This window comes from Actinomyces sp. Z5, from assembly GCF_003287795.1.
Classification (GTDB): Bacteria; Actinomycetota; Actinomycetes; order Actinomycetales; family Actinomycetaceae; genus Actinomyces; species Actinomyces glycerinitolerans.
On record NZ_QMIN01000111.1, the window covers coordinates 1 to 15,050 of the forward strand.

Consider the following 15,050-nt stretch of genomic DNA (forward strand, 5'->3'; position numbering starts at 1 on the left):
CCCAGAAGTCATGAGACTCAACCGTCCCAGAAGTCATGAGACTCAACCGTCCCAGAAGTGTGGAGACAGCACAGGCACCCAGAAGTACGTACCGTCGCAGGAAAGTACGAATCGCTGACCAGAAGGTACGAACCGTCGCCGGATGTGCCGAATCGTCCCGAGACGGGACTCGCCCCGCCAGGCGAGCACCCGAGTCCTCCCACCCGAACCGCCACATTCCGGAGGGAGACGCCGGGACTCGCCGCATCCGCCGGGAACCCGCCGGGAATCGGCGTGTTTCGTCAGGATCTGCCATGACCCCGCCCAGGCCTCGCGACGATCAATCGCGCCCGCCCAACCCGTGCCTGCCAGAGCAGCCCCGCCGGAACGTCCACAACGACCACCACCAGGCCCTCACCTGTACACCACCACACCACAAAACGCGACGAGCCTAGTTACCCCAACAGTGCAGGTCATTGCGCTCGTATGCCAGCACGGAGCTGATCCGCATCCCCGAATCATAGGCGGGATCCCACTCCTCACGATCTTCACGCATCACCAGCCGCAAATGACCGTCCACGATGTCATAGTCTGTCTTCGTGGCGCCCGTGGACCAGTGCGGCAGGCAGTCGTCCAGGAACCGCCCGCGGCAGAGAGGGCGATCGCGGAGAAGGCTCCGCCCAGAAGAGCGCGCCTACGGACTCCTGAGGTATTGGCGGTCATTTCAGGTCTCCTTTCCATGTACGTATGACCGCGTTTTATTTGGCCAAGATCCGGTCGCTGATGCGGAAACGGGGATTGATCCAGGGTTCGAAGTCGATGCTGCGCCCGTCCAACTCAAAGCAGTACCGGCCCGTACGCCTTGCTTTCGGTTTGGCCAAGGCGCGGACACAAAGATCGCGCACCTGTCGCCGCTCGGCGTCCGTCAGCCACGCGTCCGGGTCGGAGCAGCCCACCACGCCGGCGACCAATGCCATGTCGCGGGTGACGGCGCACGCCTCCGGGCTGAGGAGCGAGCCCCGTGACCGCGCGAAGGCGACGTCCGGGTCCGTATCGACAATGTCGCTCAGCCAGGACCTGGCCACTGCTGCGCGCAGGGCGTTGCGCACGCCCGGACCACTGGGATCACATCTGCGTTCGGTGTTGTCCCAGTAAGGTGCGGTGTCGGGACCTACCCTTATGCCGTCAACCACCCCCAGGGACGGGGCGATTAAGGCGCCGGAGGCCATCAGGTAGGCGTGTGGAGCGGCCTCCCGTATGGCCTCCAGCCCAAGCCGATAGGCGGCCTCCCGGTCCACCCGGCGGTGGCGGACTCCACGTATGGCCGCGGCATTGAGGAAGTCGAGCTTGAGATAGCCGTATCCCCATCCGGTCACCTGCTCGATGAGCTGCCGGATGTACGCCAGTGCCTCGGGGCGGGTGCAATCCAGGGCATAGTACGGCGCCGCCCAGTTGTAACCGGCTACAGCCGGCTCCCCCGATTGTGCGCGCACGAGCAGTTCGGGATGGAGCCGCGCCACCGGTGATTCCGCCGACACAATGAACGGGGCCAGCCACAGCCCGGCCTCCATATCGGCGTCGTGAATATGCTCGGCCAGGGCCGCCATGCCCTCGGGGAAGTCCCCGTTGGGCTGCCAGTCGCCCACGGCGCGCTGCCAGCCGTCGTCTATCTGGACGACGCCATAGCCGTTGGCCGCGGCCGGGAGGATCTCGGACTCAATTGTCTCGGCGGTGATCTCCTCGAACCACGAGTACCAGGAGGACCACACGGGCCCCGGATCGTCGCGCCGTGCGCGCGGCTCCGCAGACAGCCCTACGGAGTCCGCCAGGGCTCGCGTCCAACGCGCGAACACCTCCAGCTCCGGGCCGACGCCGATCCACCAGTCGATACCGGCATCTGCGTCGGAGCCCTCGACTATTTCTCCATGGTCCCGGCCGGCCCGGCCCAAAGTGGTCGCCTCGATGCGTCCGGGTAGGGCATCGAGGACGCCGCTCCTGCCGCCGAGACTGCCCACCAGCAGATACTCCACCTCCCCGGGTGCGTCAGGGCTCTCCGGCAGCTCCACGGCGGTGAGCAGGTAGGAGCGGTGGCGGTCGTAGCGGTCGGTCGCGGGGTCCTCCGCGGTGGCCGTGCGCTCGGGGTTCTCCCACACCCTCCAGGGGCGGCGCTCCTGAGACCACCAGGAGGACGGTGACCATGACGTCCACCCGTGCCGGTAGAGCTCCGCGGTGTCCCGGCCGGGGTGCTCGACCACCAGGGAGCCGGCAGGCAGGACTACGCCGACTGATGGGTCGGCTGTTTGCGGGCTCTGTCCGGTGAGATCGCCCTGGAGGGTCCAGGTGGTGTCTTGACGCGTCAGGATCAGCTGTACGGACACGGGGGACGTCATGGCTATCACTCCTCCAGCAGGGAGTTGACCTTGGTTGCCAACTCGGGCAGGGCGGTGGCGGGATCGGCCTCACCGCGCTGGATTCGCTCGATCACGACGTCGGCCTCGGAGTTGATCTCATCAGCCTTGAAGGTGATCGGATAGTAGGACAGCGCCTCGGGGTCCTGGGCGATGTCGAGGAAGGCGGACACGTCGACTCCGGCGTCCTCATGGGCCTTGGCGGCCGCCTCGGACTGCTGCGTGATGGAGGGGAAGACGACGGCCTCCTCGGCGATTACCGACTGGCAGGCCTCGGAGGTGAGGTACTTGACCCACTGCCAGGCCTCGTCCTGGTGCTTGGAGGAGGCGGTGATGGAGGGAGCCAGGCCGTTGATGATGGTCTTGCGCCCCTCGGGACCCTTGGGCAGCGGGGCGAAGGCGAAGTCCTGCGCCTCGGAACCGGCCCAGGTGTTGATCCGCCAGGAGCCGTCGGGAACCAGGGCCGCCTTGTTCTGCTCCATCATCGGCTCCAGCCCCAGGTTTCCGGCCTGCTCTACCGGAGTGACATAGCCGGCGTCGATTTGCTTCTGCCACCAGGCCATGGCCTCGATCAGCTTGGGCGAGTCGAGGTTGTAGTGGGTCCCGAAGGGATTCTTGTCCAGGTAGTCGAAGCCGTTGGACAGGGCCAGCCAGGACCAGGGGCCCTGCCCGACCACCCCGCCGCCGGTCTCCAGACCCCAGCCGTAGGTGGCCACCTTGGCCTTGTCGAAGCCGGGCTCGTCTCCCCGCACGCCGTTCTCGTCGACGGTCAGGCGGGCGATGAGCTTGCCGAAGGAACCGCCGTCGGTCGGGTTCCAGTCCAGGTCCTTCAGATCGGCTGGATCGACGCCCGCGTCCTTTACGTCCTTGACGTTGTAGACCAGGGCGATGGTGTCCCAGTCCTGGGGGATGCCGTAGGTCTTGCCGTCGTAGTTCCACAGGGAGGCCAGGTCGCCGGTGTACTGGTCCAGGTCGATCCCGTCCTTCTCAATGCGGTCCGACAGGTCCGCCAGCGCCCCCTTGGAGGCGAGCTCGGGGTAGTGGGCGACGTGGTTGGTGATCACGTCCGGGGCGGTCCCGGAGTTCAGGCCGACGGTGAGGTTCTGCCAGTAGTCGTCCCAGCCCTTCTGATCGATGGTGACGCCGATGCCGGTCTCCTTGGTGAAGGCGTCGGCGCACTTCTGGTAGGCCGTCTGCTGGTTGGGGTCCCACAGCGAGTAGACGATGTTCTTGCCGCCGTCGCCGTCGGAGCTGAGTTCCGCCGGGGTGCAGGCCGCCAAAGTCGCGCCGGATAGGGCGACGGCGGTCAGGAGCGCAATGGTGCGTTTCATGGTTCTCTCCTTCGAGATGGGATTGGGCGCCGATGGCGCGGTTTCACTTGGCTGAGGTGAGGCTGATGGAGGAGACGAGCTTGCGCCCGAGTACCAGCAGGACGATCAGCATGGGGATCGTCTGAAGGGTGGCTGCGGCCATGAGGCCGGTCCAGTCGGGGCGGGTGGAGGGCGAGCTCTGTTGGAAGACGGCCAGCGCCACGTTGAGCAGGCGGACCCCGTGGTCCTGGCCGATCAGCTGTGGCCACAGGTACTCGTTCCAGGCGAAGACCGCCTGGATAATCGCCACCGTGGTGATCGGCGTGGCAGCCATCGGGACTATCACCTTGCGGAAGGTGGTCCACGAGCTCGCACCGTCGAGCATGGCCGCCTCCTCCACCTCCCGGGGCAGCGAGAGCATGAACTGGCGCAGGAAGAAGATCGCGAAGGGGCTGACCAGCACGTAGGGGGCGAGCAAGCCGGTAAAGGTGTTCAGTAGACCCGCATTCTTGATGAGCACGAAGTTCGGCAGCACGATGAAGATCGGGGGGATCATCATGCCGGTCAGCAGCAGCCCGAACAGCAGGTCTCGCCCGGGAAAGCGCAGCCGGGAGAAGGCATAGGCGGCCATGGTGGAGGTAGTCACCTGGCCCGCGACCAGCAGTGCGGTGAAGATCAACGAGTTGCGCAGGTAGAGCCAGAAGTACATCTTGGCGCCCGACCCGCCGGCAGCGAGGCTCTCCTCCACGCCGACCAGCCCGAGTACCCGTTTGAAGTTGATCAGAGTCAGGTTGCGCGGAATGAGGGAGTAGTCGCCGTTGAAGACCTCGGCGTTGGAGATCAGTGCGGTGCGGATCGCCCAGGCGAAGGGCGTCAGCGTAATCAGCAGCAGCAGGATCAGCAGGGCCCAGCCCAGGACTCGGCCGGGGCGGCGCAGCAAGGCGGGCCGACGAGTAACGGTGCGTGCGGCGTCGGTCATGTCATTCACCCCAGATCCGATTCCGCGGCCCGGGAGGCGCGCAGCTGGATGAGTGTCATGACCAGGATGATCGCCAGCAGTACCACGGCCATGGCCGCGGCGTAGCCCATCTGCCCCTGCTGGAAGGCCTTCTCGTAGATGTAGAAGTAGATCACCCGGGTTGCTCCCACGGGACCTCCTTTGGTTGCGACGGCGACGGTGTCGAAGATCTGGAAGGAGCCGATCATGGAGACGACGACGACCATTACGAGCACCGGCCTGATCAGCGGCAGGGTGATGGACCACAAGGTGCGAGCGGTTGAGGAGCCGTCCAGTTCGGCGGCCTCGTAGACCATGCGGGGGACGGTTTGCATGCCGGCGAATATGAGCAGCGCCGTGTAACCCATGTTCCGCCACGAGTTCACCAGTGCCACGGTGACGATCGCCAGGTCGGGGTTGCCGTAGAAGGCGATGGGGCCCACGCCCACGCCGCCCAGCAGGTGATTGAGCAGGCCGACGTTCGGATCGAGGACGAACAGGGTGATCACCGCGATGGTTACGTTGGGCACCAGCCACGGCACCAGCAGCAGTGAGCGCACGAGCGTGGAGTGGCTGATGCGCTGCATCAGCAGCGCGATCCCCAGGCCGGCGGCGGTCTGCGTGGTGATGTTGACCAGCACGTAGGTGGCCGTGATCACAAGGCTGTGCAGGAAGTTCTCATCGGCCAGTAGCCGGCGGTAGTTGCTCAGTCCGACGAAGCGGGGCTGCGTGATCAGGTCCCAGTCGGTCAGCGAGATCTGCAGTCCGCGCGCCATCGGGATCAGAAAGAACACCAGGAAGCCGATGAGCGCGGGCGCGAGGTAGGCGTAGGCGGTCAGCACGTTGCGGCGCCGCCGCGCGGACCGGCTTGCGGACCGCGATGCAGTCCCGGCCTCAGTGGCATTAGGAGCGAGGTCTGTCATCCTTGAGTCCTCAGGAGGAGTTGCGATGAACAGATTAAAACGCTACTTACTTATTAAAGTCAAGCCCGCCACCCACCCCGCCTGGAGCCTGTCGTGAGAGCACCCCGCCGCATCCAACGCCGCGCCAACATGTCCGCCGTCCTGCGCTACTGCCTGGGCGGGCCACAGACCCTGGCCGACATCGCCGCAGGCACCGGCATCACCCGCCCGGCAGCCGAGTCGGTGGTCGCGGATCTGAACGAGCTCGGCTGGCTGACAGAGACCGCCGTAACCCCCCAAACCCCCCGGCCGGGCAGACCCGCCACTTATGTGGGTCTCAGTCCCGACGCGGGCCATGTGCTGTCCCTGGACATCGGCGCGCACCACGTCACCGCAATGGCCGCCGATCTGTCCGGCAGCATCCTCGTCCGAGACCGTCGGGAACTGGCCGAGGATCTATCGGCAGACGCCAGATTGAAGGCGTCCACCGAGCTTGCCCGCAAGACCCTGTCGCGCGCCGGGGATGGCCCCCTGTGGACCTGCACTGCGGCCTCGCCCGGCGTCGTGCATGACGGGCGCGTGGCCTACTTCGGTGGCTACGGCATGCCCGGATGGCAGGGCATTGAGTTGGATGAGGCGGTCCGCGCCGCACTGGGATCCAGGGTACGTAGCGCCGGCGACTGCGCCCTGGGCGCCCGGGGAGAGTCCTGGAGGGGCGCCGCCGCGGGGTTTGACGACGTCGTCTTCATCCTCGCGGGCAGCCGTACCGGCGCCGCCAGCGTGATCAACGGCCGGGTGCATGAGGGCCTGCACGGGGCCGCGGGCCTGATCGGTGAGCTGCCGCAGCTGCGGTGGCGCGAACTGGAGGACGAGACCTTCGCCGACTCCCTTTACGACGGCGCGAGCCCGCGCCGCGAGCAGCTGTTCGCGGCCGCCCGACGCGGGGAGGCACAGGCATTGTCCGCACTCGACGAGTACGCCGACGTGCTGGCCACGGGAACCGCCGCCATGGTGCTCGCGGTAGCGCCGCAAGTGGTCGTCGTCGGCGGCGCCTTCTCCGCCCAGGCGGACCTGTTCCTCCCCCGCTTCAAGCGCAGACTCGGTGAGCTGTGCCCCTTCCCCCCGCAGGTGGCGGCGTCCCGGCTGGGCGACGACGCCGTCGTCATGGGCGGCCTCAGACTCGCCCTGGACGACATCCTGGACAGCATCGACTCCATCGTGCGCGAGGCGGACTACTTCCCCTCCACCTCACCGGCAAGCCTGTGGCAGTAAACCCGCTGCGAACATAGCAGCCCGGCCGGGGCCCTTGGGTGTCCTCGGGGACCAAACGCTCGTGGAGCCCCCGCCGAGCCAACTCGGCCCTTGACCAGAACGAACGAACCGCCTGGCGAAGACGCGAGCCAAGACGTCTCCTCCAATGGCCCCGCCGCGGTAGACGGGGCTTGGAGCGCCTACTCGGCGTCACCCCTCGAGTTCAGAAAGCCTGACCGCTGAGCGCCTTCTGCTTGGGCGTGGGTAGTTGGCAAGGTCGGTTCGAGGAGGACCACCGCACCGCAGCCCGGGCCGTCACTATCACACCCCTCAACACGAAGGGCCATCACCTCACCAGAGAGTCTTGAGGCCAGGCAGTCCCGCGAATGCGGGATCAACGGTGACGAGAACCAAAGACTCGCTGATCGCCTGGGCCGCGAGCATCCGGTCGAAGGGATCACGATGCGTCCACTCCAACTGACCGCTCAGCCGGGCATGCTTCCAGCTGATCGGCAGGACTTCGGCCCCCAACCTGGACATATGCCCGTCGAGAGCCTCCAACCAAGGTCCCGCACCAGGGAGCTTGCCGATGCGGAATTTGGTGGACAGCTCCCAGGCACTCGCCGCCGACACCAGTAGGTGATTCTCCAATAGTCTCAACGCCTGCGCGGCTCCGGGCCCCAGTCGGTCGGGCTCATTGATCGCCCACAGGAGGGCATGGGTGTCGAGCAGATAGTCGCTCACTCTCCCTCCCATGCATCCAACTCTTCTTCAGGCAGTTCATCGAAGAAGCTGTCCGGAAGGTGGTATCCGCCGAAGCCGAGCTCACGCTCGCCACCCACGGCAGGGGACAGTCGCGCGATGGTTCGCGATCCACGGGCAATGTTGATGGTGGACCCACGCTCCACCTCCGCCAGCAACGCTGACAGGTGAGTCTTCGCCTGCTGCACCTTCACGGTCTTCATGTTGTCAAGCATCGCCCAGCTGGTTCAGGTTGGTCAACCATCCAGACCAGCTCCATTCTGGCCCGGGCCGTACACAGGCGAGTTATCGGCGTGAACGTGGTGCTTAAGATCGGGGTTTTGGCTGGTGTGGTGCGGGAAAGTCGGGGTGATTATGGTCTGGGAGGTTAATCCGGGGCGGTGCTTGACTTTCGCGGGTAGATGTGCGGACCGTGAGAACACGGTCCCCACGGGCAAGGCTCTGCCCGACCTGCCAGACCCCTATGAAGAGGTTCGGACGTACAGCGGCCGGATCACAGCGCTGGAGGTGCACCGAGTGCAAGCTGACCACCACTGCGCCGCGCCCACCCTCGCCGGGTAGGGCCGAGCAGGCGGTGCTGGGCGAATTCATCGACTGGGCGGCCGGCAGCCGTTCCCAGGCCGACCTGTCCGGTGGCAGCGGCAGGGCGTTTCGCCGCCGGACGGCCTGGTGCTGGGACATCCCAGTCCCCAAGCCACCGGTTACCGACCAGGTGCACTCCCAGGTGTTCATTGACGGGATGTGGCTGTCCCACAAATGGGTCCTCCTGGTGGCCCGCAGTCCCACGCACGTGATCGGCTGGCAGTGGGCCGCGTCCGAGAGCGCGGCGGCCTACCAGGCGCTGCTTGCCCCCCATCGCCCCGCCCGACCTGGTAACCACCGACGGGGCCGGCGGCGCCCTCAAAGCGCTACGCAGCCTGTGGCCCGACACTCCCATCCAGCGGTGCCTGATCCACGTGCGCCGCGACACCGTGCGTGACCTGACGCTGCACCCCAAGACCACTCCCGGCAAGGCCCTACTACGCCACTCCAGAGCCCTCCTGAGGGTTTCCACCACCGAGCAGGCATCGAAGTGGCTGGTGACCCTGAACGACTACGGCATCCAGTACAAGGACTGGCTGAACCAGCGCACCACCGCCCAGCAGGACCCTCAGACCGCCGCCCGCACCGGACGCAAGTGGTGGTACACCCACCCCCGCCTACGCCGCGCCTGGCGGCGCCTGGAACGCCTGGCCAAGCAAGGCCAGTTGCTCGCCTACCTGGCCGGCCCTGACGGTACGCCCCGCCCCACCCCCGCCGAGCGCGCCACCAACCCCGTAGAGTCCGTCAATGCTCAGGTCCGCGACCGGCTGCGCCACCACCGCGGCGCCACCCCCGACCACCAGGCCGCCATCGCCGAATGGACCCTGCACACCTACACCCAGGCACCAGCCACGCCCGCAGCATCCTGGCCGACTGGGACGCTCAAGGCCGCCCCCAGCGCGCCCGCACACCCAAACCCAAAACCAGCAAGCCCGCCAGCACCAGTCAGCACCCCGCCGGATGGGGCACCACCCCCACCCCCGAAGAAGGCCTCCGGGCCCGCAAGGGCTGGGCCGGACGAACCAGCTAGAACACCCCGACACGCCGGCCTAAAGCAACACGTTCGCGCCTATAACCCGCCAAGGTGCCGAGGGGGATGAAGAGTGAGCAAAAGGCCCAGATCTGGCGGACTGTCGTCGAAAGCATTCCGCCGATGATCTGGGCCCTTGCGGCTCTGCTCAGCGTCCTGCTAGGCCGCTGAGATCAACATCCCGGATGTCTCCGGGGAGCCGGGCGGTCGCCACCGCTCGGCTCCCCACCATTATGCGACTGGGGCGCCCGAGCAGACAAGCACACGACGAGACTCATCTCAGGCGTCCGCGAAAGGGACTCGGTGCCTCATTTGGGATCGCCCGTCCCCCATCGCAGCAGCCCGTCGGCCAGCAGGTCGCGCGCGTCGGCGACCATGCGCGTGGTGAGCGCCTCGGCGTCGGCGCCGGTCAGTGCCGCCACGGCGGTGGCGATCTGCCCGACGCTCAGCTCACCGTCGGCCACCTCCACCAGCGCCGCCAGCGCCGTGTCCGCCCGCACGGTGCGAGCGAAGCCGCCGCCCTGACGCAGCAGGATCACGCTGGGTTCGCTGTCGCCCGGACGCAGGTGGCGCTCCTCGGTGACGTCGGGCGCGACGACGGGGCGCAGCGCCGCCGCCTCTGCGTCGCGCATGTCCGCCAGGCGGCTGCGCGATACCACAGACGCCGCCACATGCGGTCCGAGCGGTCCCGTCGGCCGGGTGCCGACCTCCTCCAGCACCCGCCAGGGCGCACGGCCCCCGGCATCTGCCTCATCCGGCCGGTGCAGCACCACGTAGCCGAAGCCGACGGCCTCCACCTTCCGGGCGGCGAAGTCGTCGATCCACGCCCCCAGGGCGGCCTCGAAGCCGACGCGGTCGCGCTCGGGAATGGTGCCGCCGTCGCGCAGCCACATGGTGGCGTACTCGACCGGGTCCTGCACCTCCCGCTGAATGACCCAGGCGTCGACGCCCTCCGGCAGCCAGCCGCTCACGCGCTCCCGCCAGTCCTGGCCGGCGTGGTGCTCCCAGTTGCCGAGCATGACGGCGATGCCGCCGCCCGTCAGGTGCGCTCCGAGGGCGGGCAGGAGCGTCGGCAGGACGGGGCCGCCGGCGTCGCGGTACTCCATGAGCGGCAGGCCGGCCGCGCGGACCGTCGGCGGCGTGATGACGAAGGGCGGGTTGGTGGCGACCAGGTCGAAGCGGCGCCCGGCCACCGGTTCCAGGAAGGAGCCGCACAGCAGTTCCAACCGCCCGGGGTCGGTGCCGGCGAGGGCCGCGTTGAAGGCGGTGAAGGCCAGTGCCCGCGCGGAGATGTCGGTGGCGACGACGTGTTCTGCGTGCCGCAGCAGGTACAGGGTCTGGATGCCGCAGCCGCAGCCGAGGTCCAGGGCGGTGTCCACCGGGGTGCGCGGGGTCAGGCCGGCCAGGGTCAGGCCGGCTCCGCCAATGCCAAGGACGTGGTCGGGGGCCAACTGCCCCTGCGATACCAGCTCCCCCAGGTCGGAGGCCACCCACCAGCGCACCTCGCCGACGTCGTCGCGCGCCTCGTGGGGGCGCAGGTCGACGGCGGCCCGCACCCGGTCCGCGACCGCGACAACCAGCCCCATGGCCCGGGCGCCGGCGGCACCGGTGCGCGGCAGGGCCGCGTCCAGTTCCGCTGCGGACACCGGCTCCCCGAGCATGAACAGGGCGGTCAGCACGGCCACGGGGTCGGCCGCACCGCCCGGCTCGGCATCGGTGCGGGCGGCACCCTCGGCACTCAGCACCTCCCGCACCCGCCGCAGGGCGGGGTAGCGCTGCTCGCGACGCAGGGCGGCGTCGGCGGCGGGACCGAGCAGTTCGGCGACGGCGTCCACGCCCCAGCCGGACGCCTCCAGGTCGGCGCGCAGGGAGGCGGCCTGGGCCGGAGTGGCCACGGGCGGAGGTGGAGCGGTGGGGGGGTCGGTCATAGGGGCGACCGTACCGCTTTACCGCGCGCCGGCCACCGCGGGCCGCACGCGTATCCGGGCGTGCCCACCGCAGCCAGCCGCCCCGCCGTCTCCCGGGTTCATCCGGCCAGCATGTCCACGCCTACGCTGAGCACCACCGGGACGATGCCCAGGATGATGAAGGCCGGCAGGAAGCAGGTGCCCAACGGCAGCACCAGTCGGACCGCCAGGCGCTCGGCGGCCTCCGCGTCTGCGGCCTGCCGGCCGGCCCGCAGGGAGGCGGCGGTGCCGGCGAGCAGCGGCGCGGGCGAGGCGCCGTCCTCCCAGCCCGGCCGCAGGCACGCCTCGAGCCGGCCGTAGCGACGTGGCCCCCGCGACTCTGCCCAACCCCACCACCGGCGTCGGTGCGGCCCGTTCGCGGCACCACCCTCCTCGGCGCCATCCTGCGAACCGTCCGCGGCAGCGCCCACTCCCCCGCGTCCGGCCCGCCATGCCTCGTCCCAGTCGGCCCCCAGCAGCAGGGCCCGACCGACCACGCCCAGCATCTCGTCGTCCAAGGCCCGCCCCAACGCCTGCAGCGTCCCCGGTACCGACGCGCCGGCCGCGAGCGCGGCCCCGGCCAGGTCCAGGACGAGGGCCTCATCAACCTCCTCCGGGGCGGCAGCCGCGGCCGCGACCAGCCTTCCGGTCAGCCAGTGGCCGACGCCCATGAGGACCACGCCGGCCACCCCCAGGGCACTGCCCCAGCCGCCGTCGAGGAGCATCCGCCCGGGGTGGGCGCCGACCGCGGAGCCGAGCAGCAGCCCGACCGGCGGCAACAGGGCCAACAGGCGTGCGGTGGACCGCGGCCCGGACAGGGCGGTGCGGCGGGAGGCGTCGGCGTGCCCGGAGTCGGCCACTCCCCCGGCGACGGCCTCCAGCACACCCGCGAGCGGGGCGCCGAGCGCCGTTGTCAGTCGGCAGGCGGCCACGGCCCCGGGCACCGCCGCGGCGGTCAGACGCCGACGGGCGTTGCGGGCGCGGCGCCCCGGCAGCGGCGGCTCCCACTGCCAGCGTCCCGCCCGGCGGCGGGGCAGCCAGCCCGTGGGAGGCTCCCGGGCGAGGGCGCGCAGGGCGGGTGGGACGCCGTCGTCGTCGGCCCGGGTGCCCTCGCTGATGCCGGCGCGCTGGAAGGTGCGCTCCCAGGCGCGCTGCGGGGTCGCGCCGGAGCGCAGCAGGGTGGCGACCTCGGTCAGTACCAGTCCGAGGTCGAGGTCCTCGGCGCCGGGTCGGGGTGGTCGGGCCAGGCGTCCGGCGTGGTGGGTGCCGAGCGCGGCCGGGGGCTCACGCCGGGCGGGCAGCAGGATCACCGCGGCGGCCAGGGCCACCAGCAACCCGGCCAATACTTGCGCGCCGCTCATGTTCGGCTCCCGTGTCCGCCCGCGCGGGTGCGCCTCGGAGACTCGGCGTTGGTCACCGGCGCCACTGCGTCCGGTGCGGGGCTCCGTGCGGCGTCGACACCCAGGGCGGCGGCGATGGGTGTCTCCCCGATCCGCGCGGCCAGGCGGTCCACGCCGGGACCGGCCGTCACCGCGCCGTCGGTACCGACCACCAGGGCGTCCCGACAGCGCATCCGCTCCCCGTCCCGCTCCAGCACCCCGACGGCGACTACCCGGCGCAGCGTGGTGGTGCCGGGTCTGGCCTGGCGGCGCAGATGGACGACGGCGTCGAGGGCGCTGACGGCCTGGGCGGACACGGCGGTCTCACCCATGCCGGCCAGGGCCCCCAGCGCGGTCAGGCGGGCGGGAACGTCGGCGGGCGAGTTGGCGTGGAGGGTGGCCCAGCCGCCCTCGTGGCCGGTGTTGAGCGCGGTCAGTACGTCGCGGACCTCGGGGCCGCGGCACTCGCCGAGCACGATCCGGTCCGGCCGCATGCGCAGGGCGGTGCGCACCAGGGTGGTCATGGGGACGGCGCCGACACCCTGAACGTTCTCCCCGCGCTCCTGCAGGTGGATGACGTGCGGGTGGTCGGGGCGCAGCTCGCTGGCCTCCTCAATGCACACGATCCGTTCATCGCCGGGCACTCGCCCCAGCAGGGCCGCCAGCAGGGTGGTCTTGCCGGTGCCGGTGGCGCCGGTGACCAGGCAGTTGGCGCGGCATTCCACGAGTGCGGTCAGGACGGCGTCCATGCCGGGGACGATGGTGCCGGCGGCGACCAGCTCGGGCAGGGTGAAGGCGCGGCGCCGTTTGGTGCGCAGGCAGATGAGGGTGCCGTCGGCGCTCAGCGGCGGCAGGACGGCGTTCAGGCGGGTGCCGTCGGGCAGGGTGACGTCGACGATGGGGCTGGCGTCGTCCAGGCGGCGCCCGCAGGCGGCCGCCATGCGCACGGCCAGCGCCCGCGCCTGCGTCTCCGGCAGGCCGGCGTCGGGGACCGGTTCGAGCCCGCGGCCACGGTCGATCCAGGTGCAGCCGGCGCCTACGAGCACGTCGGTGACGCCGTCCAGCTCCAGCAAAGGCTGTAGGACGGGGCCGGCACCCGCGACGTCGGCGCGCACGTGTCGGGTGAGGCGGGCCAGGCCGCCCGCGCCGGTGGTGGGGGCGGCCCCGGAGCCGAGGGCGGCGTCAAGGCTGGCGCCGTGAGCCAGGGCGTTGCGCACCCGGGCCAGCTCGTCGCGGTCGGCGTCCCCGGCGCCCGTTCCCGGAGCTTCTGCCGGGGTGATGCCCGGGCCGACCGGTGAGGATGCGGCTACCATGACGCGCCCTCGGGTGCTTCGACGTCGCCCAGCAGTCGTTCGGCGACGGCGCGCGCCTGGGCGCGCAGGGTGCCGCGGCCGCGGGTGGGATCGTCACCGCGGGCGATGCGCTGGGCGACGGTGCGCTCGTGCGGGAGGACGGCGAGGATCTCGGTGCGGGTCATCAGCGCCAACTCGTCGGGGCTGACGTCCTCGCCGAGCTTGCGCACCACCGTGTACAGCCCGGGTGGCGCGTCCGCCCCCGCGCCCGCCGGGGCGGTATCCCGCCTCGCCGCCTGGAACCGCGCGGCCAGGGCCTCCGCGGCGACGGCCGAGCGCAGGTCGAGCCCGGACACCAGCAGGACGGTGGCGCCCTGCGGCACCGGCCACCCGCGGGGCAGGTCGAGCAGCACCAGGTCATGCTCGGCGCGCAGTGCGTCCAGGACGGGGCGCAGCTGCTGCGGATCGTGGGGGCCGCCGCGCCCGTCCCCGGTCAGCACGGGCATGCCCAGCCAGGTGGGCAGGGCGGTGGTGAGTTTCTCCGGGCGGAAGGCGGGCTCGTCGTCGGGCAGGTCCGCCCAGCGCAGCCCGGGCAGTACGCCGTCCCCCATGAGCAGGCCCAGGCAACCGGCGGGGTCGGCGTCGACGATGGCGACGCCGCTGCCGCGGGCGTGGCAGGCGCGCGCCAGGTGCAGCAGGAAGGTACTGGCGCCGAGTCCGCCCCGCGCACCGACAACAACCAGGAGCCGGGCCCGCGGCGGATGCTGCGCGGACAGCAGCAGGACGATGAGGTGGTCGGCGCCGTCGGGGGCGCAGCAGCGCTCGAGGCCGCCCACCACGATCCCCGGTTGGGTGGGTACCTCGGGGCTCCCCTGCCGCGTCAGCAGCAGGACGGCGGAGGTATCCGCTTCGGCGAGCAGGGCCCGGGCGGAGCCGAGCGGATCCTCTCCGGGCACGGTGACGACGGGTTCGGCGCCGGTGCAGGCCCGCACGATGTCCGCCGGGAAGCCCTCCGGGACTGCGGGCGGTTGGGCGGCAGGCTGCGCGCCGTCGGCGGTGCCGGCGAGGAGTACCCGCACGTTGGGGACGAGTGGAGCGGTTTCCATGGGGCCTCCTGCGCGACGATGCCGGACGGTCGTGACTCGTGCCGACCGCCAACAGGGTGCGCCGGGAGCCGGCAATGGTGCCGGCGGCCTGTGGATAGCGTCCGCG

12 protein-coding genes are annotated in these 15,050 nt (G+C 70.3%); 2 read left to right on the forward strand and 10 right to left on the reverse strand.

The window, feature by feature from the left end:
• Nucleotides 1–737: 737 nt before the first annotated feature.
• The 4 genes from DRB06_RS15000 to DRB06_RS15015 are packed head-to-tail and all read right to left on the reverse strand — an operon-like array spanning nt 738 to nt 5,617.
• Complete coding sequence (locus tag DRB06_RS15000) at nt 738–2,369, reverse strand: glycoside hydrolase family 36 protein (RefSeq protein ID WP_108968829.1); 1,632 nt, start codon at nt 2,367–2,369, stop codon at nt 738–740.
• 5 nt (nt 2,370–2,374) lie between these two features.
• The gene (locus DRB06_RS15005) at nt 2,375–3,718 is read right to left on the reverse strand and encodes a sugar ABC transporter substrate-binding protein (protein WP_108968831.1); all 1,344 of its coding nucleotides are present in this window, start codon (nt 3,716–3,718) and stop codon (nt 2,375–2,377) included.
• 43 nt (nt 3,719–3,761) lie between these two features.
• Nucleotides 3,762–4,676: a carbohydrate ABC transporter permease gene (locus tag DRB06_RS15010; RefSeq protein ID WP_108969969.1), complete on the reverse strand. Its 915-nt coding sequence runs from the start codon at nt 4,674–4,676 to the stop codon at nt 3,762–3,764.
• Between the two features lie 5 nt (nt 4,677–4,681).
• Nucleotides 4,682–5,617: a carbohydrate ABC transporter permease gene (locus DRB06_RS15015; protein WP_108968833.1), complete on the reverse strand. Its 936-nt coding sequence runs from the start codon at nt 5,615–5,617 to the stop codon at nt 4,682–4,684.
• A gap of 93 nt (nt 5,618–5,710) precedes the next feature.
• Between DRB06_RS15015 and DRB06_RS15020 the strand changes: the two genes are divergently transcribed.
• A complete protein-coding gene (locus DRB06_RS15020; RefSeq protein WP_111820395.1) occupies nt 5,711–6,868 on the forward strand; it encodes an ROK family protein in 1,158 nt (385 codons plus the stop codon).
• Between the two features lie 330 nt (nt 6,869–7,198).
• On the opposite strand, the gene DRB06_RS15025 is transcribed toward DRB06_RS15020, so the two are convergent.
• Complete coding sequence (locus DRB06_RS15025) at nt 7,199–7,591, reverse strand: type II toxin-antitoxin system VapC family toxin (protein WP_108968837.1); 393 nt, start codon at nt 7,589–7,591, stop codon at nt 7,199–7,201.
• Nucleotides 7,588–7,812 carry a type II toxin-antitoxin system Phd/YefM family antitoxin gene (locus tag DRB06_RS15030; protein WP_108968839.1) on the reverse strand — a complete coding sequence of 75 codons (225 nt, stop codon included), beginning with the start codon at nt 7,810–7,812 and terminating at the stop codon, nt 7,588–7,590. The genes DRB06_RS15025 and DRB06_RS15030 overlap by 4 nt, the downstream gene beginning before the upstream one ends.
• A 642-nt stretch (nt 7,813–8,454) precedes the next feature.
• On the opposite strand from DRB06_RS15030, the gene DRB06_RS15925 reads away from it, so the two are divergent.
• A complete protein-coding gene (locus tag DRB06_RS15925) occupies nt 8,455–9,291 on the forward strand; it encodes a hypothetical protein (RefSeq protein ID WP_146750922.1) in 837 nt (278 codons plus the stop codon).
• A 238-nt stretch (nt 9,292–9,529) separates the two neighbouring features.
• On the opposite strand, the gene DRB06_RS15040 is transcribed toward DRB06_RS15925, so the two are convergent.
• The 4 genes from DRB06_RS15040 to DRB06_RS15055 form a co-directional block, all read right to left on the reverse strand.
• Nucleotides 9,530–11,149: a methyltransferase gene (locus tag DRB06_RS15040; protein ID WP_111820397.1), complete on the reverse strand. Its 1,620-nt coding sequence runs from the start codon at nt 11,147–11,149 to the stop codon at nt 9,530–9,532.
• 98 nt (nt 11,150–11,247) lie between these two features.
• A complete protein-coding gene (locus DRB06_RS15045) occupies nt 11,248–12,528 on the reverse strand; it encodes a hypothetical protein (RefSeq protein WP_111820398.1) in 1,281 nt (426 codons plus the stop codon).
• On the reverse strand, nt 12,525–13,859 hold the full coding sequence (locus tag DRB06_RS15050; protein WP_181574884.1) for a TadA family conjugal transfer-associated ATPase: 1,335 nt from the start codon (nt 13,857–13,859) through the stop codon (nt 12,525–12,527). Before DRB06_RS15050 ends, DRB06_RS15045 begins: the two co-directional genes overlap by 4 nt.
• Nucleotides 13,853–14,944: a cellulose synthase operon protein YhjQ/BcsQ gene (locus DRB06_RS15055; protein WP_111820399.1), complete on the reverse strand. Its 1,092-nt coding sequence runs from the start codon at nt 14,942–14,944 to the stop codon at nt 13,853–13,855. The genes DRB06_RS15050 and DRB06_RS15055 overlap by 7 nt, the downstream gene beginning before the upstream one ends.
• Nucleotides 14,945–15,050: the final 106 nt, after the last annotated feature.